This is a genomic window from Streptomyces sp. NEAU-174, assembly GCF_052665095.1.
Genome location: NZ_JBQTCE010000007.1, coordinates 223,499 through 248,488, shown reverse-complemented (window position 1 = coordinate 248,488; position 24,990 = coordinate 223,499). Strand labels below are relative to the sequence as shown.

General features: G+C 71.7%; 24 protein-coding genes. 5 read left to right on the top strand and 19 right to left on the bottom strand.

Annotated features, from left to right (window positions below; translation table 11 throughout):
- Nucleotides 1-11: 11 nt before the first annotated feature.
- The 6 genes from ACT2CW_RS21810 to ACT2CW_RS21785 form a co-directional block, all read right to left on the bottom strand.
- Nucleotides 12-1,439: a HAMP domain-containing sensor histidine kinase gene (locus ACT2CW_RS21810; protein WP_445518124.1), complete on the bottom strand. Its 1,428-nt coding sequence runs from the start codon at nucleotides 1,437-1,439 to the stop codon at nucleotides 12-14.
- A 122-nt stretch (nucleotides 1,440-1,561) separates the two neighbouring features.
- Nucleotides 1,562-2,266, bottom strand: a complete 705-nt coding sequence (locus ACT2CW_RS21805) for a response regulator transcription factor (RefSeq protein WP_182467561.1) — start codon at nucleotides 2,264-2,266, stop codon at nucleotides 1,562-1,564.
- Between the two features lie 46 nt (nucleotides 2,267-2,312).
- Entirely contained in the window at nucleotides 2,313-3,116 is an 804-nt protein-coding gene (locus ACT2CW_RS21800) for an ABC transporter permease (protein ID WP_445517900.1), read from the bottom strand.
- A complete protein-coding gene (locus ACT2CW_RS21795) occupies nucleotides 3,113-4,027 on the bottom strand; it encodes an ABC transporter ATP-binding protein (protein ID WP_445518123.1) in 915 nt (304 codons plus the stop codon). The genes ACT2CW_RS21800 and ACT2CW_RS21795 overlap by 4 nt, the downstream gene beginning before the upstream one ends.
- Entirely contained in the window at nucleotides 4,027-5,508 is a 1,482-nt protein-coding gene (locus ACT2CW_RS21790) for an MFS transporter (RefSeq protein WP_445517899.1), read from the bottom strand. Before ACT2CW_RS21790 ends, ACT2CW_RS21795 begins: the two co-directional genes overlap by 1 nt.
- 239 nt (nucleotides 5,509-5,747) lie before the next feature.
- Complete coding sequence (locus ACT2CW_RS21785; protein WP_445517898.1) at nucleotides 5,748-6,632, bottom strand: NAD(P)H-binding protein; 885 nt, start codon at nucleotides 6,630-6,632, stop codon at nucleotides 5,748-5,750.
- 119 nt (nucleotides 6,633-6,751) lie between these two features.
- Here ACT2CW_RS21785 and ACT2CW_RS21780 point away from each other — a divergent pair, with 119 nt between their 5' ends.
- Both ACT2CW_RS21780 and ACT2CW_RS21775 read left to right on the top strand, forming a co-directional pair.
- The gene (locus ACT2CW_RS21780) at nucleotides 6,752-7,435 is read left to right on the top strand and encodes a helix-turn-helix transcriptional regulator (RefSeq protein WP_445518122.1); all 684 of its coding nucleotides are present in this window, start codon (nucleotides 6,752-6,754) and stop codon (nucleotides 7,433-7,435) included.
- Nucleotides 7,436-7,504: 69 nt separating this feature from the next.
- The gene (locus tag ACT2CW_RS21775; protein ID WP_445517897.1) at nucleotides 7,505-8,518 is read left to right on the top strand and encodes a threonine ammonia-lyase; all 1,014 of its coding nucleotides are present in this window, start codon (nucleotides 7,505-7,507) and stop codon (nucleotides 8,516-8,518) included.
- A 112-nt stretch (nucleotides 8,519-8,630) separates the two neighbouring features.
- On the opposite strand, the gene ACT2CW_RS21770 is transcribed toward ACT2CW_RS21775, so the two are convergent.
- The 8 genes from ACT2CW_RS21770 to ACT2CW_RS21735 form a co-directional block, all read right to left on the bottom strand.
- Nucleotides 8,631-8,861, bottom strand: a complete 231-nt coding sequence (locus ACT2CW_RS21770; protein WP_164423932.1) for a DUF5133 domain-containing protein — start codon at nucleotides 8,859-8,861, stop codon at nucleotides 8,631-8,633.
- A 37-nt stretch (nucleotides 8,862-8,898) separates the two neighbouring features.
- Nucleotides 8,899-9,720 (bottom strand): SigB/SigF/SigG family RNA polymerase sigma factor, encoded by an 822-nt coding sequence (locus ACT2CW_RS21765; RefSeq protein ID WP_445517896.1) that lies wholly within the window; start codon nucleotides 9,718-9,720, stop codon nucleotides 8,899-8,901.
- 272 nt (nucleotides 9,721-9,992) lie between these two features.
- The gene (locus tag ACT2CW_RS21760) at nucleotides 9,993-10,589 is read right to left on the bottom strand and encodes a TetR/AcrR family transcriptional regulator (protein ID WP_164423936.1); all 597 of its coding nucleotides are present in this window, start codon (nucleotides 10,587-10,589) and stop codon (nucleotides 9,993-9,995) included.
- Nucleotides 10,590-10,666: 77 nt separating this feature from the next.
- Nucleotides 10,667-11,518, bottom strand: coding sequence for an oxidoreductase (locus tag ACT2CW_RS21755; protein WP_445517895.1), 852 nt, complete (start codon nucleotides 11,516-11,518; stop codon nucleotides 10,667-10,669).
- Nucleotides 11,519-11,759: 241 nt separating this feature from the next.
- On the bottom strand, nucleotides 11,760-12,581 hold the full coding sequence (locus ACT2CW_RS21750; RefSeq protein WP_445517894.1) for an SDR family NAD(P)-dependent oxidoreductase: 822 nt from the start codon (nucleotides 12,579-12,581) through the stop codon (nucleotides 11,760-11,762).
- Between the two features lie 68 nt (nucleotides 12,582-12,649).
- Nucleotides 12,650-13,171 (bottom strand): flavin reductase family protein, encoded by a 522-nt coding sequence (locus ACT2CW_RS21745; protein ID WP_445517893.1) that lies wholly within the window; start codon nucleotides 13,169-13,171, stop codon nucleotides 12,650-12,652.
- 100 nt (nucleotides 13,172-13,271) lie between these two features.
- Nucleotides 13,272-14,693 carry an LLM class flavin-dependent oxidoreductase gene (locus ACT2CW_RS21740; RefSeq protein ID WP_445517892.1) on the bottom strand — a complete coding sequence of 474 codons (1,422 nt, stop codon included), beginning with the start codon at nucleotides 14,691-14,693 and terminating at the stop codon, nucleotides 13,272-13,274.
- A 281-nt stretch (nucleotides 14,694-14,974) separates the two neighbouring features.
- Nucleotides 14,975-15,769, bottom strand: a complete 795-nt coding sequence (locus tag ACT2CW_RS21735) for an IclR family transcriptional regulator (RefSeq protein ID WP_182467549.1) — start codon at nucleotides 15,767-15,769, stop codon at nucleotides 14,975-14,977.
- A 254-nt stretch (nucleotides 15,770-16,023) separates the two neighbouring features.
- Here ACT2CW_RS21735 and ACT2CW_RS21730 point away from each other — a divergent pair, with 254 nt between their 5' ends.
- The 3 genes from ACT2CW_RS21730 to ACT2CW_RS21720 all read left to right on the top strand — a co-directional run bounded on the left by ACT2CW_RS21730 (nucleotide 16,024) and on the right by ACT2CW_RS21720 (nucleotide 19,873).
- A complete protein-coding gene (locus tag ACT2CW_RS21730; RefSeq protein WP_445517891.1) occupies nucleotides 16,024-17,328 on the top strand; it encodes a flavin monoamine oxidase family protein in 1,305 nt (434 codons plus the stop codon).
- A gap of 291 nt (nucleotides 17,329-17,619) precedes the next feature.
- Nucleotides 17,620-18,783, top strand: a complete 1,164-nt coding sequence (locus tag ACT2CW_RS21725; protein WP_445517890.1) for an LLM class flavin-dependent oxidoreductase — start codon at nucleotides 17,620-17,622, stop codon at nucleotides 18,781-18,783.
- Between the two features lie 67 nt (nucleotides 18,784-18,850).
- A complete protein-coding gene (locus ACT2CW_RS21720) occupies nucleotides 18,851-19,873 on the top strand; it encodes an LLM class flavin-dependent oxidoreductase (RefSeq protein WP_164423952.1) in 1,023 nt (340 codons plus the stop codon).
- Between the two features lie 3 nt (nucleotides 19,874-19,876).
- On the opposite strand, the gene ACT2CW_RS21715 is transcribed toward ACT2CW_RS21720, so the two are convergent.
- The 5 genes from ACT2CW_RS21715 to ACT2CW_RS21695 all read right to left on the bottom strand — a co-directional run bounded on the left by ACT2CW_RS21715 (nucleotide 19,877) and on the right by ACT2CW_RS21695 (nucleotide 24,810).
- Complete coding sequence (locus ACT2CW_RS21715; RefSeq protein ID WP_445517889.1) at nucleotides 19,877-20,341, bottom strand: FmdB family zinc ribbon protein; 465 nt, start codon at nucleotides 20,339-20,341, stop codon at nucleotides 19,877-19,879.
- 9 nt (nucleotides 20,342-20,350) lie between these two features.
- Nucleotides 20,351-21,640, bottom strand: a complete 1,290-nt coding sequence (locus ACT2CW_RS21710; RefSeq protein ID WP_445517888.1) for a hydroxyacid-oxoacid transhydrogenase — start codon at nucleotides 21,638-21,640, stop codon at nucleotides 20,351-20,353.
- Nucleotides 21,641-21,718: 78 nt separating this feature from the next.
- Nucleotides 21,719-22,555, bottom strand: coding sequence for an N-acyl homoserine lactonase family protein (locus ACT2CW_RS21705; protein ID WP_445517887.1), 837 nt, complete (start codon nucleotides 22,553-22,555; stop codon nucleotides 21,719-21,721).
- Nucleotides 22,556-22,612: 57 nt separating this feature from the next.
- Nucleotides 22,613-23,986, bottom strand: a complete 1,374-nt coding sequence (locus ACT2CW_RS21700; protein WP_445517886.1) for an MFS transporter — start codon at nucleotides 23,984-23,986, stop codon at nucleotides 22,613-22,615.
- Nucleotides 23,987-24,036: 50 nt separating this feature from the next.
- Nucleotides 24,037-24,810: an SDR family oxidoreductase gene (locus tag ACT2CW_RS21695; RefSeq protein WP_182467543.1), complete on the bottom strand. Its 774-nt coding sequence runs from the start codon at nucleotides 24,808-24,810 to the stop codon at nucleotides 24,037-24,039.
- Nucleotides 24,811-24,990: the final 180 nt, after the last annotated feature.

Below are 24,990 nucleotides of genomic sequence, written 5' to 3'. Positions count from 1 at the left end.
GGGGCGTTGGATCACTCGTCCAGGGGGAGCAGGATGCGGAAGGTGGCGCCCTCGGCCGGTGCCGTACGCACTTCGACCCGGCCGTGGTGCGCCGTCACCAGGGAGTGGACGATCGCGAGGCCGAGCCCCGCGCCTCCGCTGTCGGTGCGGCCGCGGGCGTCATCCGCGCGGTAGAAGCGGTCGAAGGCGCGGGCGGCCTGCTCCTCGGACATCCCCGGCCCCTCGTCGTGCAGTTCCAGCACCGCCAGACCGTCCCGCGTGCCGACGCCGATCCGGACCGGAGTGCCGGGCGGGGTGTGCGCCACGGCGTTGCCGACGAGGTTGGAGGTCACCTGGCGCAGTCGCGCCTCGTCGCCGAGCACCGGCGCGCCACCCGGCGGCCCGCCGCCGGGGCCGGTGAGGGTGACCGGGCGCCGTGGATCGAGCGCGCGCAGGTCGTGCAGGGCGTCGGCGGCCAGGGTGCGCAGATCCATGGGGGTGGGATGCAGCGGGAGGTCCGCGGCGGCGGCGTACTCGTCGAGGCGGGCGAGCAGCAGCAGGTCCTCGACCAGCCGGACCAGCCGCGCCGCCTCCCGTTCGATACGGCCCATCGCGGCGTCGACATCGGCGCGCTCGGGCATGCCGCCCATCCGGTACAGCTCGGTGAACCCCTTGATGCCGAAGAGCGGGGTGCGCAGTTCGTGGCTGGCGTCCGCGATGAAGCGGCGCATCCGCTCGGCGGCGGCCGCCCGCGCGGCGTCGCTCTCCTCGACCCGGTCCAGCATGCCGTTGAGCGCCCCGGCCAGCCGGCCGAGTTCGGTGCGGGCGGCGGCCAGCTCCGGGACGCGGCTGGACAGGTCGCCGTCGGCGATGGCCGCCGCGGTGGCCTCGACCCGGCGCAGCGGGCGCAGCCCGGCGCGTACGGCGAACCACCCGGCCCCGGCGAGCAGCGCCAGCACCAGGGAGTCGATGAGCAGCATCCGGGTGCCGAGCTGTCTGATCGTCGCGTTGACCTGGGCGAGGGAGGCCGCGACGACCACGCTGTGGGTGCCCTCGGCCTGCTTCCGCCGTTCTCCCGGCGCGTTGAGCGGTACGGCGATCACCCGCCATGTCTCGCCGCCGTCGGCGGCCGGGGCCCCGAAGGGCCGACGGCCGCGCTCGCCGACCGCCGTCGCGCCGAGCGGGGGCAGGGCGGGGGCACTGTGTGCCGCGGGCCGGATGACCTGCCGGACGCGGCCGTTCGGGCCGAGGGAGGCCAGATAGACGTCGCCGGTCAGCTGCTGCTCCACGGTGTCGCGCACCCGGGATGTCCGATCGCCCGCCGGGTCGGACGGGTCGGTGAGGCGCGCGGCGGCTGTGGCGGCGGTGCGGAGCCGGTTGTCCAGCTGATGCACCAGGTCGCGCTTGAGCAGGACGACGGCCAGGGCGTTGCTGCCGAGCAGGGCGGCCACGAGCAGCATCAGGGCGATGGCCAGCAGCCGACCGCGCAGCGAGAGCCGGCCGCGCAGCCCGCGCGGCGAGAGCCTGCCACCTAGCCCGCGCAGCGAGAGCCTGCCACGCGGCCCGCGCAGGGGACGGGCGCTCACCGCGGCGGCCTCCGCAGCACATACCCGGTGCCGCGCACCGTATGGATCAGCTTCGGCTCGCCCGGATCCACCTTGCGCCGCAGATAGCTGATGTAGGAGGCGACGATGCTGTCGTCGCCCCCGAAGTCGTACTGCCAGACCAGCTCCAGGAGCTGGGACTTCGACAGCACCTGCCCGGCGTTCTCCATCAACACGCGCAGCAGGCTGAACTCGGTCGGGGACAGCCGCACCGGCCGCCCGCCCCGGGTCACCTGATGGCTGTCGGGGTCCAGCTCCAGATCGCCGGCGACCAGCCGGCCGTCGGACTGCCGCCCGCTGACGCGGCGCAGAATGGCCCGGATGCGCAGGACCAGCTCCTCCAGGTTGAACGGCTTGGTGACGTAGTCGTCACCGCCCGCCCTGAGTCCGCTGATCCGGTCCTCGGGCGCGTCGCGGGCGGTGAGGAACAGCACCGGGGGATGGCCCGCCGCGGCGAGCGGATGCTGCCCGCGCAGCCGGTGGACGACCTCGAAGCCGTCGATGTCGGGCAGCATCACATCCAGCACGATCAGGCCGGGACGCCGCTCCCGCACCGCGGCCAGCGCCTGTTCGCCGGTCGCGACCGCGACCACCGCGAAGCCCGCAAGCCGCAGACTCGCGGAGAGCAACTCGCGCAGCGTCGGCTCGTCCTCCACCACCAGCAGCCGTTCCGATGCCGTCATCCGTCCCGCCCTCGCCCGATCGTCCGCACTCCAGCCTCCCGGCCCGTTACGCGTCGCGTCGGCGGAAGACGATGAACGCCACGGTCAGCAGGGCCCCGACACACCCTGCCATGACGGCGAGCCCGGACCAGGGGGCCAGCAGCGCCGGATCGCGGTGGCCGGTGATGATCTGTCCGCCCGCGATCGGCGGCCAGTACTTCGCCACCCGGTCGCCGAACGCCCCGGGCAACGCGGGTGCGAACGCCTGCACGATCAGCATCGCGCCGAACAGGGTCGTCACCGTCGCCGTCGTGCTGCGGATCACCGCGCCGATGGCAAGGCCGAACAGCGCGGCGAGCGTCAGATAGAGCCCGCCGCCCAGAACGCCGCGCAGCGCCTGCGGATCGGAGAGGACGAGGTGCGGGGCGTCCGCACCCGCCAGCGCCGCCTGCCCCACGAGAAAGCCGCAGAGGGACACCACCAGCCCGACCGGCAGCGCCACCGCGACCAGCACCGCGGCTTTGGCGGCCAGCACCCGGATCCGGTGCGGTACGGCGGTCAGCGTGCCGACGATCGTGCGGGCGCCGTACTCGGAGGTGATCACCAGCCCGCCCAGCAGGCCGAGGGCGATCTGCGCCAGCAGGTAGCCGCGCAGACTGGTGGCGAGCGGGTCGAAGGCGGCCCGGTCGGCGGCCGTCATGGTCGCGTAGTCGCCTCCGGCGGAACGGCCGTTGAGCGAGGCGAGACCCGTACAGAACGCCAGGGTGCCGAGGATGACGTAGCCGGTGGACCGCATGGTGCGGATCTTGATCCACTCGGCGTGCAGGGAGTGGCGGAACGTCGCCCGGGTGTCCGCGGTGCTCCCGCTCATGAGTCCGTCTCCTTCTCAGTGTGGTACTCCAGGGCATCGCGGGTCAGGTCCATGAAGGCCCGCTCCAGCGACGGCTGCCGGGGCGTCAGCTCATGCAGCTCCACTTGACCGGCCGCGGCCAGTGCGCCGATCCCGGCCGCGTCCATCCCGGTCACCACCAGGCCGTCCGCGCCGTCCGTGCGCACCTCCGCCGTCGGTGACAGCATCCGGCGCAGCGATTCCACCCGCGGACCGCGCACCAGGACCTCACGGCCGGAGTGCGCGTCGATGAACGCCGCCATGGGGGTGTCCGCGATCAGCCGTCCGCGGCCGATGACGATGAGGTGGTCGGCGGTGAGCTCCATCTCGCTCATCAGGTGGCTGGACATCAGCACCGCGCGCCCCTCGGCGGCCATCCGCCGCATCAGCCCGCGGATCCAGACGATCCCCTCCGGGTCGAGTCCGTTGAGCGGCTCGTCGAAGACGAGTACCGGGGGATCGCCCAGCAGCGCCGCCGCGATGCCGAGCCGCTGCCGCATGCCGAGCGAGTACGTCCCGGCCCGGCGGCGCGCCACGCTCTCAAGGCCCACCTCCGCCAGGACCTCCGCCACTCGGCCGCGGGGGATGCCGTTGCAGGCCGCGAGGGCCAGCAGATGGTGGCGGGCCGTCCGGCCGGGCAGCACCGCGCCCGCGTCCAGCAGCGCGCCGACGGCTCGCAACGGCGCCGGTTGCGCGGAGTACGGGCGCCCGCCGACGGTGGCGGTCCCCGAACTGGCGGCGTCCAGGCCCAGGATCATCCGGAGCGTGGTCGACTTGCCCGCGCCGTTGGGACCGAGGAAGCCGGTCACTTCCCCCGGGCGGACGGCGAACGTGAGGTCGTCGACGGCCACCACCTTGCCGTAGCGCTTGGTCAGTCCGCGTACTTCGATCATCATGACTCCAGAACCGACGTGTGCGCGCGGCGCCGCTGCGTGCGCAGGAGGACGACGACGGCCAAGGCGGCGGCGATGAACGCGCCGGTGGCCATGGCGATGTAACCGTGCACGCCCAGCGCCGAGTTCAGCGTCTCTCCGGCCACGACCGTGTTGGTGGACTTGAGTACGGCCGAACCCACGAACTTCAGGATCACCGCCCCGGTCGCCACCATCACCATGACCATGCTGGACACCACGCCCTGCCGTTCCGGGGGTGCGAGCGTCGCCGCCATGTTGAAGCCGGATGTCACGAGCGTTCCCGCGGTGAGGCTCAGCAGGAAGGAGCAGACGACCGCGAGAGGGAGCACGGAGTCCCCGAGGAACATCCCGACGGTTCCCACCGTTCCGATCGCCACTCCGCCCGCGAGCGCCACGGCCGGTCCGACGCGGGTGCTGAGCACGCCCGCCAGGGTGCCGCCGAGCACGATGCCGATCGCCGGTATGCCGTACAGCATGCCCAGCGCCCCCGGGGCGGCGAGACCGTACCCGAGGCCCTGATCCGCCGAGACCTTGGCGATCAGGCCGAAGAGCGTGAGCATGCTCTGGTACGCGCCGGTTCCGAAGACGACCACGAGCAGCGTGAGCACCAGTGGCCTGCCGAGGTTTCTGATGTCGATCACGGGCTCGGGAATCCGGCTCGCCACCAGGAACCACCGGGCCAGTGCCGCGGCGCCACCGATGAGCAGGGCGAGCGGCCCCACGGTGAACCAGCCGAACTCCGACCCGAGGCTCACATAGCTGAGCACCGCCGCCAGCCCGCCACCGAGGAGGACGGCCCCGGCGATGTCGACCTTGCCCGGTGTCCTGACCGTGGACGGGGGAACGAGGCGGTGCACCAGGAACGCCGCGATGGCCGCGAAGACCGCCGACGCCACGAACACGCTCCGCCAGCCGAACTCCGCGGCCGTCAACTCGAAGAGGGCGGGCATGACGATGCTGAGGAGCGCGGAGCCGGAGGTCACCACGCCCGTGACGACCATCGCCATGTCCGGTGCGCACATGTCACGGATGAGGGCGACCGTGAGGAACACGGCTCCCACGGCCGCTCCCTGGAGCAGGCGGCCGAAGATGAACACCCAGAGACTGGGAGCGACGAGACACACCAGGGCACCCGCCAAAGCGGTGACCAACGTCCCCACCAGCACCCCGCGCTTGCCGTGGATATCGGCGCTCTTCCCGAGCAGTGGCGCCCACATCGCCCCCGCCAGCAGCGAGCTGGCGTCGATCCACGCCGACTGGTCGGTGCGGAATTGGTCGAGCATCTCGGGAAGGACGAGGAGCGGTGCGGTGACGACGGTGTCCACCATGGTGTTCACCAGAATCAGGATGGCCACCTGGCCGATGAGCCGTCTGTTCCACCTCGTGTGCCGTTCCCCGCTGAGCGGTCCGGTGCTGGTGCTCGTGTCGGTGTTGGCGCTGCCGATGCTGCTGTTGGGCATGAAGCGCTCTTCCTTCTGTCCCTGTGGACCTGGTCGCGGTCGCCCGACGTCGTCGTGGCGCGTGGCATCACAGTGATCCGCTGTTCTGGGACAGCTCTGCACGAGTCTGGGTGTCGCGTGAGAACCGGAAGCCGGGTACGGGGGAAACCGGCAGGTCGCGGCGGCCGACCCGCCGGTGATTCACAGAAACTCACAGAAAGCGGGTGGCCGGGTGACCACCGGGGCGACACGCGGCCCGCTTACGAGACGTCGTCGGCGATCCGGTGTCGTAGCTGGTCGTAGGCCCAGGCGGCGAGGGTGGTCGGGGTGGTGGTCCGGAGGGTGCGGGGCTGTTCGGGCACGAAGTCCTCGCGGAGGCCCGTCGACATCCCGAGCACGGCCTCGACCAGGCTCTCGACCATCCCCGCCTGGCGCAGTCGCGCCCGCATGGCGTCGTCGGTGATGCGCTCGACGGCGATCGGCCGGCCGGAGGCGGCGGTGAGGATGTCGCCGACCTGCCGCCATGTGAGGTGGGCGGGCCCGTGCACGGCCTGTACGCACCGGCCGGACCAGTCGGGGGACAGCAGACGGGTGGCGGCGACCTCGGCGATGTCGCGCGGCGCCACCCACGCCATGGGCAGGTCGAGCGGCAGGATCACCTGGAGGGTGCCGGAGCGCAGGGCCGCGAGCTCGAATTCGAGATTGGTGAAGAAGTAGCCGCAGCGCAGATGGGTGACGTCGACGCCCGTACCGTCCAGAGCGATCTCGGTCTCTGCCAGGCCGTCGATGTCACCGGCGCCGTGGCGCTTCTCGGCGCCGACGCTGCTCTGGAACACCACGCGGCCGATCCGGTTCTCGGTGACGGCACGCACCACGCTGTCGGTGGCGCGGGCGTATTCGGCGAGGGGATCGCCCTGGCCGCTGGTCGGGCTCACCCAGAACAGCGCGTCCACATCGCGGGTGGCGGCCGCCACCGCGTCGGCGTCGTACTGGTCGACCGGCACCGCGTCCACCTCGTCCCGGACCTCGGGCGCCAGCCGCCCGGGGTCGCGCAGCAGGACACGCGGCCGGACCCCGGCACGGACCAGTGTGGCGACGACGTGGCGGCCGACGTTTCCGGTCGGGGTGGTGACGGCGATCCGCATGGTTGCTTCCTCTCCTCGATGACTCGACCGCACCCTAGGAAGAAAGGCGGCCTGAAGCTGTCCTCCTCTCCTGGAAGGCTGAGGGAATGGAGCTCGATCCGACGATCAGGACCTTGACCATGCTGACGCTGTTGCAGTCGGGGGGCGAGTGGACGGCCGCCGAGCTGGCCGAACGGCTCGGCACGAGCGTCCGCACCGTGCGACGCGACGCCCAGCGGCTGCGCCGTCTCGGATACACCGTCGAGGCCCGCCCCGGACCGGGCAGCACCTATCGGCTGAGCCCCGGGACCAGGATTCCGCCCCTGCTGTTCACCGCCGACGAGATCACCGCGCTGGTGGCCGGGCTGCATCTGATCCGCGCCTTCCTCCCCGAGGAGGCGGTCGCGTCGAGCGCGCTGCTCAAGCTGGACCAAGTGCTGCCCCGCCCGCTGCGCCGCCGTGCGGCCGCCACCGACCTGGCCACCGAGGTGCTCCAGCAGCCCGGCGCCGTGGTCTCGGCGGCGACCGTCGGGGTGATCGCCGACGCGGTCGCGGAGGACGGCAGGGTCCGCTTCCACTACACCGACCAGCACGGCCGCGCCTCCACCCGGCTGGTCGAGCCGTACCGCCACTTCCTGCGCGCCGGACACTGGTACCTCGTGGCATTCGACGTCGACCGGGACGACTGGCGCACCTTCCGCCTCGACCGGATCAGCGACATCTCCCGGGTGGCGGGCACCTACCGGCCGCACACATTCCCCGACGAGTCCATCGAGCACTGGCTGACCACCGACTTCGGCCGCGCCCCGCGCGGCGTGGCATGACGTTCCGGGACCGCCGAGCCCCGCTGGATTTCGAAGACGGGGAATCGTCCATGGGCTACATTCGCGCTTGTGTCCGAATCACATAACCACGCCGCCGTGGACGCCGCCGTGCCCGGCTTCGGCATCGACGCCATCGACGAGGCCGCACGGCGCCTGACCGGCCATGTGGTCCGCACGCCGCTGCTCAACTCCCCGATGCTGGACGACCTCGCGGGCGCCCGCGTCCTGGTCAAGGCCGAATGTCTCCAGCTGACCGGCTCGTTCAAGGTGCGCGGGGCGCTCAACGCGCTGCTCGCCCTGGACGAGGACGCGCGCCGCGCCGGGATCGTGGCCTACTCCGCGGGCAACCACGGGCAGGGCGTGGCCGCCGCGGCGCGGCTCGCCGGGTGCCCCGCGGTCATCGTCATGCCGAGCACCGCCCCCCGTATCAAGGTCGACAACTGCCGCTGGTGGGGCGCCGAGACGGTCCTGTACGACGCGCGGACCGAGGACCGGGAAGAGGTCGCCCGGAAGATCATCGAGGAGCGCGGGATGACCCTGATCCCGCCCTTCGACGACCCCCGCGTCATGGCCGGGCAGGGCACCGTCGGCCTGGAGATCGCCGAGCAGGCGCGCGAGCTGGGCCTGGCCCCGGACACGGTCCTGGTGAACTGTAGTGGCGGCGGGCTGGCCGCCGGTGTGTTCACCGCGCTCGACGACGCGCTTCCCGGCCTCGCGAAACACATCGTCGAACCGGCGGGCTTCGACAAGATGGCCCGGTCCCTCGCCACCGGCCGAGTATGCGCCAACCCCCATCCGCCGGGCGGCCTCATGGACGCCATCTCCGGCCCGGCGGCCGGTGCCCGCCCGCTGGCCGTCCTCCGCCACCACGACGTCACCGGCCTGACCGCCACCGACGAGGAGGCCCTGGCCGCCATGGCCACGGCCCACCGCCTCCTCAAGATCGTGATCGAGCCGGGCGGCGCCGCGGCCCTGGCGGCCCTGCTGTCCGGGAAGGTGGACGCCCGGGGCAAGGTCGTGGCGCTCGTGGCGTCGGGCGGCAACGTCGATCCCGCGGTCTACCGCAGGGCCCTGGCGGACTGAGACCGCTCCACCGAGGAGCGCTACGGACGGCCGCTCCGTGACGGTCGATGGGCGTGCCGCGGGCCCCGGACACCGATGGCCGACGGTGTCCAGGGCGCGCGGGTCTCCCGCCTCAGGCGCTGGGGACGAGGGAGTCGTCCTCGGGGAGGGCGCCGGGGAGCTGGTGGCGGGCGGCGATCAGGGCGGCGTCGATGTCCCGGGTGCCGGTGACCACGCACAGCGTGTACGAGACGTCGGCGAGCCGCTGCCGCGCCTCGGGGCTGCCGTTCTCGGCGTGCAGGGTGTGGAGGGTCTCGTACTGCTGGATGAGGTCGGTCAGCACGGCGGGGTGGGCCATGAGCATGGCAGGCTCCTTCTTCTCCGGACGGGGGCGGGGGTTGCTACGCGTGGACCGGGATCCGGTCGGACGGGGGCTCGGCCTCGACCTGGTTGCGGATCCGGGCGCAGCTGCGGGAGATGAGGCGGGAGACGTGCATCTGGGAGATGCCCAGCTCCTCGGCGATGCCGGCCTGGGTCATGTCATGGAAGAACCGCAGATACAGGATGTGCTGTTCCCGCTCGGGGAGTCGGTTCAGGCACGGCTTGACCGACTCCCGGGCGATGACGGTGTCGTAGCGGGTCTCGGGCCGGCCGAGGGTGTCGGCCAGGGAGTAGCCGTCGTCCGCGCCGGCGAGTTCGGCGTCCAGGGACAGGGACCGGAAGCTGTCGATGGCCTCCATCCCGGTGAGGACGTCCTCTTCGCTCATCTCGGCGGCCCGGGCGACCTGGGCCACGGTGGGGGAGCCGTCGGTGCCCTCGGTCGCGGCGAGGTCCTGAATGGTGGCGCGGACCCGGTTGCGCAGCTCCTGCACCCGCCGGGGGACGTGGAGTTCCCAGGCGCAGTCGCGGAAGTACCGCTTGAGTTCCCCGACGATCGTGGGGATGGCGTAGGGCTGGAAGGCGCCTCCACGCTGGGGGTCGTAACGGTCGACGGCCTTGACCAGGCCCAGGGCGGCGACCTGTTCCAGGTCCTCCAGATTCTCCCCGCGGTTGCGGTAGCGGCGGGCGAGGCGGTGGGCCATCGGCAGCCATGCCTCGACCAGCTTCTCGGCCAGGGCCTCCCGCTCCGGGCCCTTGGGCATCGCGGCCAGCCGCTCGAAGTCGGCCGCGGTGTCAGGAGTGTCGTCGTGGCGGCGGCGGGCGCCCGCACTGGTGGCGCTCATCAAGGTCCTCTTCTCTCCCTGCTCGGTTCGCTGTCCAGCAGAGCGGGAGGCCCGACACGGCACATCTGGGGCTCACAGCGCGCGGTGCGCGCCTCCCGCCAGGTGTGCCTGCCTTCCGAAGCACCTTGGTCACTCACTCTTCTAGCCAGGGCCACGGAGCTCAAACCAATGGATTCACGAATTCTGGTTCGTGTTCGGTTCTTCTGGCGCCGCCGCTGGTCACGGCGGCCCGGGCGCGGGGTGACGTCGGCCACTCCGGGTGCACGGTCGCGTCAACTGCCCATGACTCGACGCCAGATGGCGACGGTGGTCGCGGTCGCGGCGGGATAGTCCTTCCCGGGGGAGCAGGCGGCGCGGTAGAAGGTCCGTTCCGTCAGCCAGCACAGCGCGTTGGCCAGCGCGGCGGCTCCCTCGGGGCCGCTCTCGTCGGGGATCCCCGCCCGTGTCAGCACCTGGGTCATGGTGCGGGCGAAGGCCTCGACCGTGTCGTTCCAGGCGGTTCCGATCACCGGGTGCAGCGCGGAGTAGTCCACGGCCGCCCGCATGACGGTGCCGTGCTCCCGCCAGACCCGCTCCACGCCCTTGACGGCCCGTTCCATCACTTCGCCGGGTGGGGACGTCGCGTCCTGCGCGGTGCTGTCGGCCTCGGCGCGGATGGTGCGCAGGGTGCGCTCGACGAGGGCGGCGAGGACCTCGTGCTTGTTGCCGAAGTAGAAGTAGAGGGAACCGCGTGAGATCCCGGCGCCTTTGGCGATCGCCTCGACCGTGAGCTCCTCGAGGCCGGTGTGCTCGAGCAGCGCCTCGGCGGCGTCCAGGAGGGCCTGCTCGCGCAGGTCTCCCTTTCTCGGGGCGGCACTGCGCCTTCCCACGGTGATCTCCCCTGATCGGCTCCTGCGAGCACTGTACTTCCGCCGGACAAGGACTCAGGACGTGTCCGGCAGTGGGTTCACGCGCCGGCGATCTGCGCCCCGTCGGGGAAGTCCGTCGTCCGCGACAGCTGCTCCCAGCCGCGGATGTCGTCGTCCACCGCCTGCCGGGCCGTCGCGACCAGGCGCAGCGCGTCAGAGCCCAGCAGCAGGTGGGCGGGGGGCTCGGGGACGTCGAGGATGTGCAGCAGCGCCTCGGCGGCCTTCCGCGGGTCGCCGAGCTGGTTGCCGCTGGCCGCTATCCGGGCGTCGCGGATCGGCGTGAACAGCGCGTCGTAGTCGGCGATGGTGCGTTCCGCGCGGGTCATCGACCGGCCGGCCCAGTCCGTACGGAACGAGCCGGGTTCGACGGCCGTGACATGGATGCCGAACGCGGTGACCTCCTTACGGATGCTCTCCAGCATGCCCTCCAGTGCGAACTTGCTGCCGCAGTAGGCCGACATCCCGGGCACGGCCATCAGGCCGCCCATGGAGGTCACGGCCATCAGATGGCCCGCGCGGCGCTTGCGCATATGGGGGAGGACGGCCTGAAGCGTCGCCGCGGCCCCGAACACATTGGTCTCGAACTGCGCCCGGACCGCCGACAGCGGTGTCTCCTCGAAGATCCCCTCCAGGCCGTACCCGGCGTTGGCGATGGCCACATCGAGAGGACCGACGGTCGCCTCCGCCTCGTCGACCACGGCCCGCACGGCCGCGTCGTCGGTGACATCCAGCCGACGGGCGTGGGCCCGTCCCGGCGCCAGGGCCTCGAACGGCCCCCGGTCGGCTTCCCGGCGCACGGTGCCGACCACCGTGTGCCCCGCGTCGAGCGCTCCCTCGGCGAACGCCCGGCCGAGCCCACTGCTCACACCGGTGATCAGAAAGGTCTTCATATCCGTTCACATCCCTTGGCCGCGGCAGCCGCGCCGCGCATAGGTTTCGGCCTCTCCGCTCAAAAATCTACACCACGTCGATTTTTTTCGTCGTGGCGTAGCCTGGGGTCCTCAGGACCCGGTCGACGGGCAGGAGGCCACCGGGCGCGCGTGTCCGCCTCAAGACCCGCGGCGCGCAGGTGATCGGCACGGCGAGCGCTCCGCCCGGCTCGTCACCCCCGGTCGGCCGGCGGCCGGACCGTCACCGCTCTGCTTCACCGCGTGGCTGGACGCGGAAGTCGAAGGCGAGGGTGCCGGGGTCCAGGGCCGTCGTGCCACCGTCGACGGTGAGCGTCGCGCCGTTGACATAGGACGCGGCGGGGGAGAGCAACCAGCTGATCGCTTCCGCGACCTCGCGCGGGTCGCCCGGGCGGCCCATGGGCAGGAGCCGGGTCGCCTCCTCGTAGGCGGCCTCCACGCCGCCGCCCGCCAGCCCCGCTTCCGTGGCGAAACGCGCCATGCGGCGGTCTGCCATCTCGGTGTGCACCCAGCTCGGGCACACGATGTTGGCCCGCAGCCCCTGGCGCCCGTAGTCCACGGCCAGGGAGCGGCAGAGTTGCAGCAGCGCCGCCTTGGACGTCGCGTAGGCGGCGTTGCCGGTGCCATTGCGCAGGGCGGCCACCGAGGCGACCGCGACCACCGCGCCGCGCGTCCGGAGCAGTTGGGGGATGGCCGCGCGCAGGAGCAGCATGGGGCCGGTGACGTTGGTGCGCATCACCTCGTCCCAGTCCTGGAGCGACAGGTCCCCCACGGCCCCGCTGCGCCCGATGCCCGCGTTGAGCACGAGCCCGTCGAGCCGGCCGTAGGAGTCCAGCGCCGCCTGGACGAGACCGGTGGCGGCCTCGGGGTCGCCGACGTCGGACGGATGGGCCAGCGCCCCGGTCTCCTCCGCGATGCGCCGCAGTGGTTCGGGCCGCCGCCCGGATATGACCACGTGGTGGCCCGCCTCGCGCAAGAGACGGGCGCTGGCCGCCCCGATGCCCGTGCCCCCACCCGTCACGATGACAACTCGCTGCTCCGCCATGCCCGTTCAAGCCTCCTGTCGCGACATTACCGAGAGTGCTCGATCGTACGCGCCGCACCCCAGGCGCCTCAGGCGACGACCGTGTCCCGGTAGCCGCCGAGCCTGCCCTTGTGGAAGACCAGGGGCTCGCCGGGGCCGGTGGACATGCGCAGGACGCGGGCGATGACGATCAGGTGGTCGCCGCCGTCGAGCTCCTGCTCCGGTTCGCAGTCGATCCAGGCGACGGCGCCGTTGACGCGCGGGGCACCGTCGGGGGAGGGGTGCCAGGGCACATCGGCGAACTTGTCGCCGCTCTTACGGGACAGCGACCGGCACACCGCGTCCTGCCCCTCGGCGAGGACGCTGGCGCTGAACCGGCCGCCGCGGCGGACCTTGGGCCAGCTGCCGGAGGTGCGGGCGATGCTGAAGGCGACCAGCGGAGGCTCGAGGGAAAGCGATGCGAAGGAGCCGACGATCAGGCCGGCGGGCCGCGCCGAGGTGGGGTCCACGCCGGTCACCGCCACCACACCGGTGGGCAGGTGGGACATGACGTGCCGGAAGTCCAGCTGGTCGATCCGGAGGCCGGGGGTGGCGGGCGTAGCGGTGGTCATGGTGATGCTCCCTTCGATGCGGTGGAACGGATGAGAACGGCTGCCGTACGCCGACGGACCGGGCCGATGCGCCGAGAGCCCGGGCCGATGCGTCCAAGGGTCAGGCCAATGCGCCTACGGCGCCCGGCAGTTGGGCGCCCTCGTGCCGCGCGGCGCGGAGCCCGGAGGCCGGGTGGTCGGGCAGGGTGCGGCGCCGGCCCGCGCCGTAGAAGCTCTCGCGGAGGGTGGTGGCCCGCTCGTCGTAGGCGTCGCGGGCCAGGCCCTGCCGCCGCAGCTCCGGGAGCGCCAGCTCGATGAAGTCCTCCCAGCCGCCGGGCTTGGTCGCGTAGCTGAGGTTGAATCCGTCGAGGTCCGCCTCGTCCCGCCAGGTGCGCAGTTCGGCCGCGACCGTCCGCGGGGAGCCGACGATGACCGCGCCGGTGCCGCCGATGCCGATGAACTCCGCGATCTGCCGGGCGGTCCAGGTCCGGGTGGGGTCGGCCTTCGAGAACATCTCCACGAGGGAGCGCGAGCCGTCCACGTCCGCGTACTGGAGCGGCATGTCCGGGTCGAGCGTGCTCAGGTCGATCCCGGTCCAGCCCGCGAACCGGGCCAGCGCGCCCTCGTAGCTCACGTGCGCGAGGTGGCGCTCGTACTTCTCCCGCGCCTGTGCGTCGGTGGGCGCGACGATCACGGTGATCAGCGCGAGGACCTTCACGCTCCTGGGATCGCGGCCGGCCCGCGCGACCGCGGCCCGGATCCGGTCGACGCCGTGCCGGGTGAGCCCGGGCGTCATCGTGTTCACGAAGACCGCCTCGGCGTTCCGCGCGGCGAAGAGCAGGCCGCGCGAGGAGGCACCGGCCTGGAAGAGCATGGGTGTCCGCTGCGGTGACGGCTGGCACAGATGGACGCCGGGGACCTCGAAGTAGGTGCCCTTGTGGCCGATGGGGTGGATGCGCCGCGGATCGAGATAGGCACCGGCCTCCGCGTCGCGGATGACCGCGTCGTCCTGCCAGGAGCTCTCCCACAGCTTGTAGCAGACCTCCAGGTACTCGTCCGCCATGTCATAGCGCTTGTCGTGCGGGATCTGCGTACCGAGCCCGAGGTTGCGCGCGGCCGATTCGCTGTAGGAGGTGACGATGTTCCAGCCGACCCGGCCGGCCGTCAGATGGTCCAGCGTGCTGAACTTGCGGGCCAGTGCGTACGGCTGTTCGTACGTCAGGGACGCGGTGACGCCGAAGCCCAGGTGGCGGGTGACCGCGGCCATCGCCGGGACGATCAGGGCCGGGTCGTTGATCGGGAACTGGGCGGCGTCGCGCATCGCGGCGTCGGGGGACCCGCCGTAAACATCGTGATATCCGACGGTGTCGGCGAAGAAGATGCCGTCGAAGCAGGCGTCCTCCAGCATCCGAGCCGTAGCGGTCCAGTAGTCCACGTCGGTGTAGCGCCGGCCCTCGTCCTCCGGGTCGCGCCAGGAACCCGCGGTCAGATGGGCGGGAGCGGCGACGTCGAAGGCGAAGAACTTCAGCGGCTGACTGCTCATGCTGCGCTCCAGGGCGAGAGGCGGGGCCTTCCTGCGGTGAGAGGTCCGCAGAGCACCTGAGATGAGGAGAGTGGAGTTGCTCTGGCGTTCAGTATCCGAACGCGGCGTTCATATTGAGCATGCTGAAGTCTCGCGGGGGCCGGTGTCAACAGGTACGGTTCGGGCGGCGCCCCGAAGGGGCGCGGGGCTGTGTCGATATGCCGCTCCGCCGCGCGGGCGCGACCGGCCACGACGGCGCCGCAGTCGGCCGACGACGCATCGCGATACCGCCGGCGGAGCGCTCAGGCGGACGGCGAGTCCTGCCAGAACGCCTCGGTCAGGCGGTCGACGATGGACCGCATCTCCTGGAGGGCCTCGGGGATCCGGTCCCGGCCGAACCGGTACCGGGGCCCGTCGAGGGCCAGGATCGCCACCAGGGTCCCGGACGAGTCGCGGATCGGGCGCGCCAGGGACAGCAGCTCTTCCTCGAGTTCGTTGTCGATGACGCCGTAGCCCTGCTCGCGGACCTGCTCCAGATCCTTGAGCAGGGTCGCGCGATCGGTGATGGTGCGCGAGGCGTAGGGCTCCAGCCGCTCCGGCAGGAGCGCGAGCACCTGCTCCACGGGCATGTCGGCGAGCAGGACCTTGCCGGTGGAGCTGGCGTGCAGGGGGTAGTGCTCGCCGACCATGTTCCGCCGCACGATGCCGACCACGTGCGAGCCCGCGGCCTCGGCGATCAGCTCGACCCCGCCCCTGAGGTCCGGCACCGACAGGGTCACCGACTCGTTGAACCGGTCCGCCAGCTCCTGCAACAGGGGCTGGGCGCGGGCGGCGAGGCCCGCGTGTGGGTCCGCGTAGCGGCCGAGCCGGGCCAGCTCCCAGCCCAGGATGTAGTTGTTGTCGACGCGGTCGACGAGCCCGCTCTGTTCGAGGCTGTACAGCAGGCGGAAGGCGGTGGGCCGGGAGATCCCCGCCGCCTTGGCGAGGGTGGTGACGGTGGCTCCGGACCGGGGCTGGGCCGCCAGCTCGCGGAGCAGCCGGACGCCCTTGGTCAGGGACTTGTTGGTCATGTCCGCCGGTCCGGACGCGTCGCTCATGGGGCCCTTTCGTCGTGCCGATCGCCGTGCGGAGTCGCTCCGCGCGCGACCTTTCCCTCCACCGTACCGTCGGCCTGTTCAGGCAGTGAACGCCGTCACGGCGAGGAGCCGGGAGCCACGGCCGAGCGAGCTCTCTACGGGGCCTTGACAGCGGGGTGGCGGATGCGGCCCACTAACCGTACGCGCTGATATGAACGTCACGTTCACTTTGTGGACGCGCCTCGGAGTCGGAGCTCTACGAATGGAGGACCCACGTGCCCGGGCAGGCGGACGTCGTCGTCATCGGAGCCGGAGTCGCCGGCCTGATCACCGCTCGCGAACTCGGCCGGAGGGGAGCGAAGGTCGTCGTTCTCGAGGCCCGCGACCGGATCGGCGGCCGGACCTGGACCGATCACCGGCTGGGGCGGGACCTGGAGATGGGCGGCACCTGGGTGCACTGGGTCCAGCCGCACGTCTGGGCGGAGATCACCCGCTATGGCCTGGAGATCACTCGCGGCCCCCGCTCGGAGGAGACCTACTGGCTTGCCGGGGACCAGGTGCGCCGCGGGACCCTGGACGACTTCATGCGGCTCATCGACCCGGGCATGACCCGGCTGCTGGAAGACACCATGAAGTGGATCCCCCGCCCGAACGCGCCGCTGACCGTCCCCCGGCTGGCCGACGTCGACCAGTTCAACCTCCAGGAGATGCTCGACGACCTCGAGCTTTCCGTCGACGAGCGGAACGCCAACGAGGCCGCGTGGGTCGGGCACTTCAACGCCCCGCTCGACCAGTGCGCCTATACCAGCGCCCTGCGCTGGACCGCCGCCACCGCCGGGTCCTGGCACCTCATGCACGAGGCATCCGCGATCTTCCGGCTCACCGGCGGCACCCGGAGCCTGACGGCGGCCATCGCCGCCGACGCGGAAGCCGACATCCGCCTGTCCGCACCGGTCCGTTCCCTCACCCACGACGCCCATGGCGCCGAGATCACCTACGGCGACGGACACACCGTCACCGCCCGGCGTGTGGTGATCACCGTGCCGCAGAACGTCCTGCACCAGCTCGACATCACCCCCGCGCTGCCGGACGGCAAGCTCCGCCCCAGCCTGGAGAAGACCGCCTCCCGTGGCGCCAAGGCGTGGATCCGGGTCCGCGGCCCCATCAAGCCCTTCTTCGCCTACTCCTCCCAGGCCCACCCCCTCGCCGTCGTACGCACCGAGTTCATCGGGGAGGACGACGCCGTGCTGGTCGCCTTCGGCCCGGACGCGACCCGGATCGACGTCAACGACCCGCGGGCCATCGACGCGGCACTGAAGGTGTGGCGCGATGATCTCGAGGTGCTCGAGGTCGGCGGCCACGACTGGATGGCCGACCCCTACTCCCAGGAGACCTGGCTGATCCAGCAGCCCCATCAACTCACCCGCTATCACCGCGCCCAGCAGGAGAACACCGGAGTCCTGCACTTCGCCAGCAGCGACTACGCGAACATCTGGGCCGGGTTCATCGACGGCGCCATCGAAAGCGGGACCCGAGTGGCCCGCGAGGTCCATGGGGACCTCCAGCCCTCCGGCGGCTGACTCGTCGTACGGATGAGACACCAAAAGGTGTCCATTGACAGCGGGTCCTGTGGTCACGACCATTGGGGTATGCATTCGACGCACCCGGGCGTGCTCTGCCGCTACGTGGACTTTCTGCGCACCTCCAGCGCCCTCTGTCGCTGACCGGGCGGTCGCACCGCCCCCGGAGGCCCGGCACCTGTAGCTGACCACCTCCTGCCGCCGGACCGGCCCGGAATTCCTCTCTCCCCCGGGACGTTGCGTTCCGTTCCTTTCGCGTACAACTCGCCTGCCCCGAAAGGCAATTGACCCATGCCCGCTTCCGCCCCAACACCCGCGTCGTCGGTCGAGTTCATCGGCATGATCGAGACCCAGGAGGTCTCCGAGACCCGGCCCGCCACCGGTCCGGCGATCGACCCGGAATACACCACCCGCTTCGCCCGCGCCCACGAGGACGCGGGCTTCGACCGGATCCTCATCGGCTACAGCTCCCGTCGGCCCGACGGGACCCAGGTGGCCGCGCATGTGGCGGCGCGCACCGAGCGGATCGGTCTGCTCATCGCCCACCGCCCCGGTTTCGTCGCCCCCACCCTCGCCGCACGGAGCTTCGCCACCCTCGACCAGTTCACCGGCGGGCGCGTGGCCGTGCACACCATCACCGGTGGCAACGGCGCGGAGCAGCGCAAGGACGGCGACTTCCTGGACAAGGAGGAGCGTTACGAGCGAACCGACGAGTATCTGGGCATCCTGCGGCGCGCCTGGTCCTCCGACGAGCCGTTCAGCCACGAGGGCCGCCACTACCGGTTCGAGGACTACTCCTCCCAGGTCCTGCCGTACCGGGCCACCGGTATCCCGCTGTACTTCGGCGGGTCGTCCGAGGCCGCCTACCGGGTGGGCGGCAAGCACGCCGACACCTTCGCGCTGTGGGGCGAACCGCTCGCGGAGACCGCCGAGCAGATCGCCTCCGTACGGGCCGCCGCGACGGCCGCCGGACGTGCCGAGGCGCCCGGGATCAGCGTGTCCTTCCGCCCGATCCTGGCGGCCACCGAGGAGCTGGCCTGGGAACGGGCCCACCGCGTCCTGGACACCATCAGGGCCGGGGGCGGACGCCCGTTCTTCCATCAGCGGAACGGTGAGCACGCACCCCAGAACGCCGGGTCCCAGCGGCTCCTCGCGGCCGCCGCCAAGGCCGACCGCCACGACCGGGCGCTGTGGACCCCCACCGCCACCGCGACCGGCGCGGGCGGCAACACCACCGCCCTCGTCGGCACCCCCGAGACGGTCGCCCGGGCGCTGCTGGACTATGTGGACATCGGCGCCACCACCCTCCTCATCCGTGGCTACGACCCGCTCGACGACGCCATCGACTACGGCCGCCGGCTGATCCCCCTCGTACGCCAGGAACTCGCCCACCGCGCCGCCACCGCGCCGTCCGCCCAAGCCATCCCGGCCGCCCAGGCCGCCCCGTCCAGGTGAATCGCTCCGCGACAATGGAACGGCAATGGTGTGCGGCGGAGTACGCCGCGGACGCTGGAGGAATCCTGTGCCGCTGACCTCGAAACCCCTGCGCAAGCTGGGCTTCTTGACCATCGGGCTGTTCGACGCGGCCGACCCCCGCCGGGGCCATGAGTCGACACTCGAGATCATCGAACTGGGTGAGCGGCTGGGTTTCGACAGCGCCTGGGTGCGCCACCGCCATCTGCAATACGGCATCTCCTCTCCGGTGGCCGTTCTGGCGGCGGTCTCGCAGCGCACCAGCCGCATCGAACTGGGCACGGCCGTCATCCCCATGGGGTGGGAGAATCCGCTGCGGCTGGCCGAGGACCTGGCGACGGTCGACATCCTGTCCGGGGGCCGTCTCAACCCGGGGGTCAGTGCCGGTCCGCCGCACCACTACGACCAGGTCAAGGGCGCGCTCCACCCCGACACCGCCGACGCCGAGGACTTCAGCCACGAGCGGGTGCGACGGCTGCTGGACTGCGTACGCGGCGAACCGGTCACCGACTTCAGCGGTGTCGAGGGCTTCGAGGTGTTCTCCGACCGCGTCCAGCCGCACGCCCCGGGGCTCGGCCGCCGCATGTGGTACGGCGGGGGCAGCCTGCGGTCGGCCCAGTGGGCCGGTGAGCACGGAATGAACCTGCTCACCAGCAGTGTGGTGAAGGCGGAGGAGTCCGAGGACTTCGCCGAGATCCAGCTCTCGCACATCCGGACCTTCCGCGCCCACCACCCCGACGGCGACCGCGCCCGCGTCTCCCAGGGGCTCGTCGTCATCCCCACCGACACCGCCTCACCCGAGCAGCGCGCGAAGTACGAGCGGTACGCCCAGCAGCGGCTGCCGCGTACCGCCACGCCCCAGGGGCCGGCGCGCATGATGTTCGCGCCCGATCTCGTCGGCACCTCCGGGGACATCGCCGAACGCCTCACCTCGCACGCCGCGTTCCGGGAGGTCGAGGAGGTGGCGTTCGCGCTGCCCTTCACCTTCGACCACGAGGACTACGTCCAGATCCTCACCGACATCGCCACCAGGCTCGCCCCGGCGCTGGGCTGGCAACCGGCCGCCCCGTAGCCCTTATGTGTGAGAGCCGCCCTGTTGGTGTGAGTGCCCGTGCGCGTGGCCGTGTCCGTGCGCGTGGCCGTGCCCGTGTCCGTGTGCGTGGCCGTGTCCCGCTCCCTCGGACGGCGCGGGCAGCGCGTCCCCGGCGCGCAGCGGAGCCGCCTCGTATCTGCCCTCGTGGGCGACGACCGGCCGCCGGTCGCCCGCGAGTTCGGGGTACCTCTCCTCCAGCTTCTGCCGGGACTCGGCGGTGCGCCGCATGGCGGTGACGTAGTCGCGGTCGCCCCGGTAGGTCCCCTTCCAGGTCTGTGGCATCCGCTCCGGCGGCGGTGGCACGGCGGCGGTGCCGCCGAGGGCGAAGCTGCTGGGAATCTTGCGGGTCGCGGTCCCGCACTCCGGGCAGCTCGGCAGCGGGGCCGTGAACGACTGGATCACCTCGAAGCGGTGCCCGGTCTCGCAGGCGAGTTCATAGATGGCCATCGGTCCTCCTCACCAGAGCGACAGCGAGCGGTCGAAGATCCCGGCGAGGTCGTCCTCGGTGACCTCGCGCGGGGCGGTGGCCAGCAGCCGCTGCTGCTTCATGGCGCCGTCCACCAGTGCGGGGATGTCGCCCTTGTCGTAGCCGACACCGCCGATGCCGTCGGGCATCCCGATGTCGCGCATCAACCGCTGGATCGCGGTGGGCAGATACTCGGCCGCGTCGGCGGGGCGTGCCATCCCCGGGGCGAGGAGCTCCGCCGCCCGCAGATGGCGTTCGGGCTGAGCGCTGAAGGTGAAGCGGAACGCCTCCGGCGCGGTGAGCGAGACGGCCATCCCGTGCGGCACCATCGGCTCGTCCGCGGGGTAGCCGGCGGGGTGGAAGTCCTTCACCCGCCCGGCGATCGGGTAGGCGTTGGCGTGCGGGATGTGTACGCCCGCGTTGCCGAACCCGAGGCCGGCGAAGGTGGCCGCCAGGGCCATGTCCGAGCGCGCCTCGGGATCGTCCCCGTCGCGGACCGCGGTACGGAAGGACCGCGCGAGCAGGTGCAGCGCCCGTTCCGACCACGCGTCGGAGATGGGATTGGCGCCGCAGTACGGCACCCGCTGCTCGGGGTGTTTGCGCGGGTAGGTGTCGTATGGCCGGGCCGTGTAGCTCTCCAGCGCGTGGCACAGGATGTCCATGCCGCTGGCGGCGGTCACCCCGGCGGGCAGGGTGAAGGTCAGGTCCGGGTCGATGACCGCGAGCGTGGGCCGCAGCCGGGCGTGGCTGATGCCGGTCTTCACCCTCAGCTCCAGCACGTCGAGCACGCAGATGGTGGTGGACTCCGAGCCGGTTCCGGTGGTGGTGGGGACCGCGACCAGCGGTTTGAGCGGGTTCTCGGGCGCCAGCGCCCGGCCCACGGGCGCGTTGATGTAGTCCATCAGCGTGCCGGGGTTGGTGCTGAGCAGGTTGACGGCCTTGGCGGTGTCGATGCTGGAGCCGCCGCCCACCGCGACGAAGGCGTCCCAAGGGCCCGACGCCCGCGCGTGGTCGACCGCCTCCCGCAGGCTGACGTCGGTGGGTTCCACATGCGCGCCGTCGAAGACATGGGCCTCGACGCCGAACGCGGTCATCCGTTCGGCGATGCGGTGTGGCGCGCCGGTGGCGGCCACCCCGGCGTCGGTGATCACGAGGACCCGGCGGGCCCCGTGCTGGGAGAGGTCGAAGCCGATCTCGTCGGATGCTCCCGGCCCGAACTTCAGCGCCGGGGCGCCGTAGGTGAAAACGGACTCGGGGCGGGCCGGAACGGTGCTGCTCATACGCGTCCCTCCTGGGGATCGGGGTAGGTCCCGGCGGCGCGGCGAGCCGGGCTCGGAGCGCCGCCCGGGTCCGGACGATCAAGCGTAGAAGCCATCGGGGGCGAGCCGCATCGAGCGCAGCTGCTCGGCGTCGTGGCCGAAGACGACGGTGGCGTCCGACCGCTCGGCGATGCCGCGGATCTTCTCCACCGAGGCGTACCAGGCGGTCAGGTCGTTGACGATGGCGGCGGGGGTGGCCGGCGGGCCGTAGGAGTCACCCATGTAGACGGCGTCCGAGGTGAACAGCATCGTCCCGGTCTCCGGCAGGTCCACCTTCATCGACATGGTGCCGGGGGTGTGCCCGGGGGCCTCGATGAGGGTGACACCGGGCAGGATCTCGGTGTCGCCGCTGACGGTGTCGAAGTCGGCCGCCGCGTAGTCCGTCTTGAGGTGGGCACCGTTGAAGGCGCCCTCGAAGCCGAAGGCGAACTCCTTCTCCCTCTCGTGGCACACCAGCCGCGCGCCGGTGCCGGTGAACATGCCGATGTTCCCGGCGTGGTCGAAGTGCAGATGGGACAGGACCAGATAGTCGATGTCCCGCGGCTGGACACCGAGCTGGCCGAGCCGCGCGTCGAGGTACTCCTCGTCGCTCACCTGGTCGTAGGGGAAGTACTCCTGGAGGCCGGTCGGGGCCCAGCGGGTCTCCCAGTCGCGGGGGCAGCTGGTGTCCCACAGCAGCGTCCCCTCGGGGGTCTCCACCAGGACGCAGTGGGTGGTGCAGGAGTACCACTCCGGGGGCCGCTGGTGCTCGGTGCGCGTGCGCATCGTACGGCCCGCCTTGAGCAGCAGCCACGTCAGATCGCAGCTCATCGCTCCGCAGCTCAGGACGTGGACCTTGTTCGCGGTCTTCGCGGTCTTCGCGGTCTTCGCGGTCATGGAGCTTCACCTCCGGTCGGGACGGCCGCCGCCCGAGGGCCGGGCGGCGGCCATGGATCAACGGGTCGGGAAGGATTCGGTGCGAGTGGGGGCGTGATCGGGCGTCAGATCACATCCCCGGGACTCGTGGACGACGAGCGCGCACACCAGCCCGACGAGTGCCGCGCCCGCCCAGATGGCGGCGATCGGCCAGGAGGCGCCGTCGGCCGCGCTGACCAGGGCGCCCGCCACGAGCGGCACGAACCCCGCCACCACACCGCCGAGTTGGTAGCCGATCGAGGTACCCGTGTAGCGGACGTCCGCGGGGAACAGCTCCGCGTACATCGCCGCCGTGGGCGCGTACATCCCCGCGTGTGCCACGGCGAGCGCGAGCAGCATGGCCAGCCAGGTGAGCCCGGTCTGCCCGGTGGCCAGCAGCCAGAAGAACGGGAAGGCGAGCACGGCCGCGAATCCAGCGGCGCCTACGAACACGGGGCGCCGGCCCCAGCGGTCCGACAGCGCGCCGAAACAGGGCACCGCCAGCCCCTCGGCCACCGCCGCGATGAGCATCCCGGTCAGCAGCACACCCCGCGACAGCTCGAGCTGGGAGGAGCCGTAGGACAGCACGAAGACCGAGACGATGTAGAAGGGGACACCGGCCGAGATATACATGCCGACCGTGAGGGCGATCGCCTTCCAGTGGTGGCGGAACGCCTCCGTGGCCGGCATCTTGCGCGCCTGCCCCGACGCCTTAACCTGGGCGAACGTCTGGGTCTCGGTGATGCGCGAGCGGAGGAAGAGACCGACCGCGATCAGCACGACGCTGAGCAGGAACGGGATGCGCCAGCCCCAGGCGAGGAGGTCGTCGTCGGGCAGCGTGGAGACCGCCGCGAACACGGTCGACGACAGCACAAGACCCAGCGGCACCCCCATCTGCGGCAGACTCCCGTAGAACCCCCGCCGGTCGCGTGGCGAGGACTCCACGACCATCGTCACCGCGCCGCCCCACTCGCCGCCGACGGCGAAGCCCTGGAGGAAGCGCAGCGTGACCAGCAGGACGGGCGCCCAGAGGCCGATGGTCTGGTAGCCCGGCAGCAGGCCGACGACGACGGTCGCCGCGCCCATCAGGAACAGCGTGAGCATGAGGGCGTTCTTGCGCCCCACGCGGTCCCCGAAGTGACCGAAGATGACTCCGCCGAGCGGTCGGGCGACGAAGCCGACCGCGAAGGTGCCGAACGCGGCCAGGGTGCCGGCCGTCGGGGAGAAGTCGGGGAAGAACTCCGTGCCGAAGACCAGCGCCGCGGCGAGGCCGTAGATGTAGAAGTCGTACCACTCGATCGTGGTGCCGATCATTCCGGCCAGCGCCGTTCTGCGGATGGCCGCCTGGGATGCCTGGTGATGTCCTTCGGCTCTGGCGTCGGGCGCCGCGTCGGTGACGGGGATATGGCTCATGCGGGTGCGCTGCTCTCGTCTTGGGGAGTCGGGTGAACCCTCTGATGGGGTCAGAGAGTTGGCACCAGGCCGCCGTCACACCGGAGGGCGGTGCCCGTGATGTACGCGGCCTGGGTGCTGCACAGAAACGCGGCGGCGGCGCCGAACTCATCGGGTTCGCCGTAGCGCCCGGCCGGGATCGTGGCCTTGGACGCGGCCTCGATCTCGTCCAGCGGCCGGCCGGTGCGCTGGGCGGCGGCCTCGTCGATCTGCCGGGCGCGCGGGGTGGCGATGCGTCCGGGCAGCAGGGAGTTGACCGTCACGCCCTGTGCGGCCACCTCGGCGGCGAGGGTCTTGAGGTATCCGGCGAGCGCCGCCCGCCCGAGGTTGGACAGCGAGAGGTTCGGCAGCGGCGCCTGCACACTCGTCGAGCTGATGCTCAGGATGCGGCCCCAGCCCTTCTCGACCATGGCCGGCAGGGTGCCCCGCACCAGGATCTCCTGGGGGGTGACCAGCGTGGCGACGGCCTGTGCGACCCCGGCGGTGTCGGTGGCGCGGGCCGGTCCGGGCGCGGGGCCCGGCCCGTTCAGTACGAGGATGTCGAGGTCGCCGACGGCCTCGCGGGCGGCCGCGAGGAGCCGCTCGGCGCCGCCGTCCGCGACCAGGTCACAGCCCACGCCGACGGCGCCCGGGAGCTCGCCCGCCACCTCCTTGGCGCGCTCGGCCGACCGGCCGGTGACCACGACATTGACCCCTTCCTCCGCCAGGGCCCGGGCGGTCGCCCGGCCGAGGCCGGACGTGGATGCGCAGATGAGAGCGGTTTTACCTGCCAGACCGAATTGCATGGCACCTTTCCTTTTCGGCTTGCGCCGTCTGAAATCTAAGACGCTGTCTTATATGCAAACCAGATGGTGCCCATGGGGGAGTGCTGCGTCAAGGCTTGACGCACGCCGAAGTCGAGCGTCAGACTCCGATTTCTCGGACAGTGTCCAATATCTCGTCACTGGTCGAACGGCCATTGACAC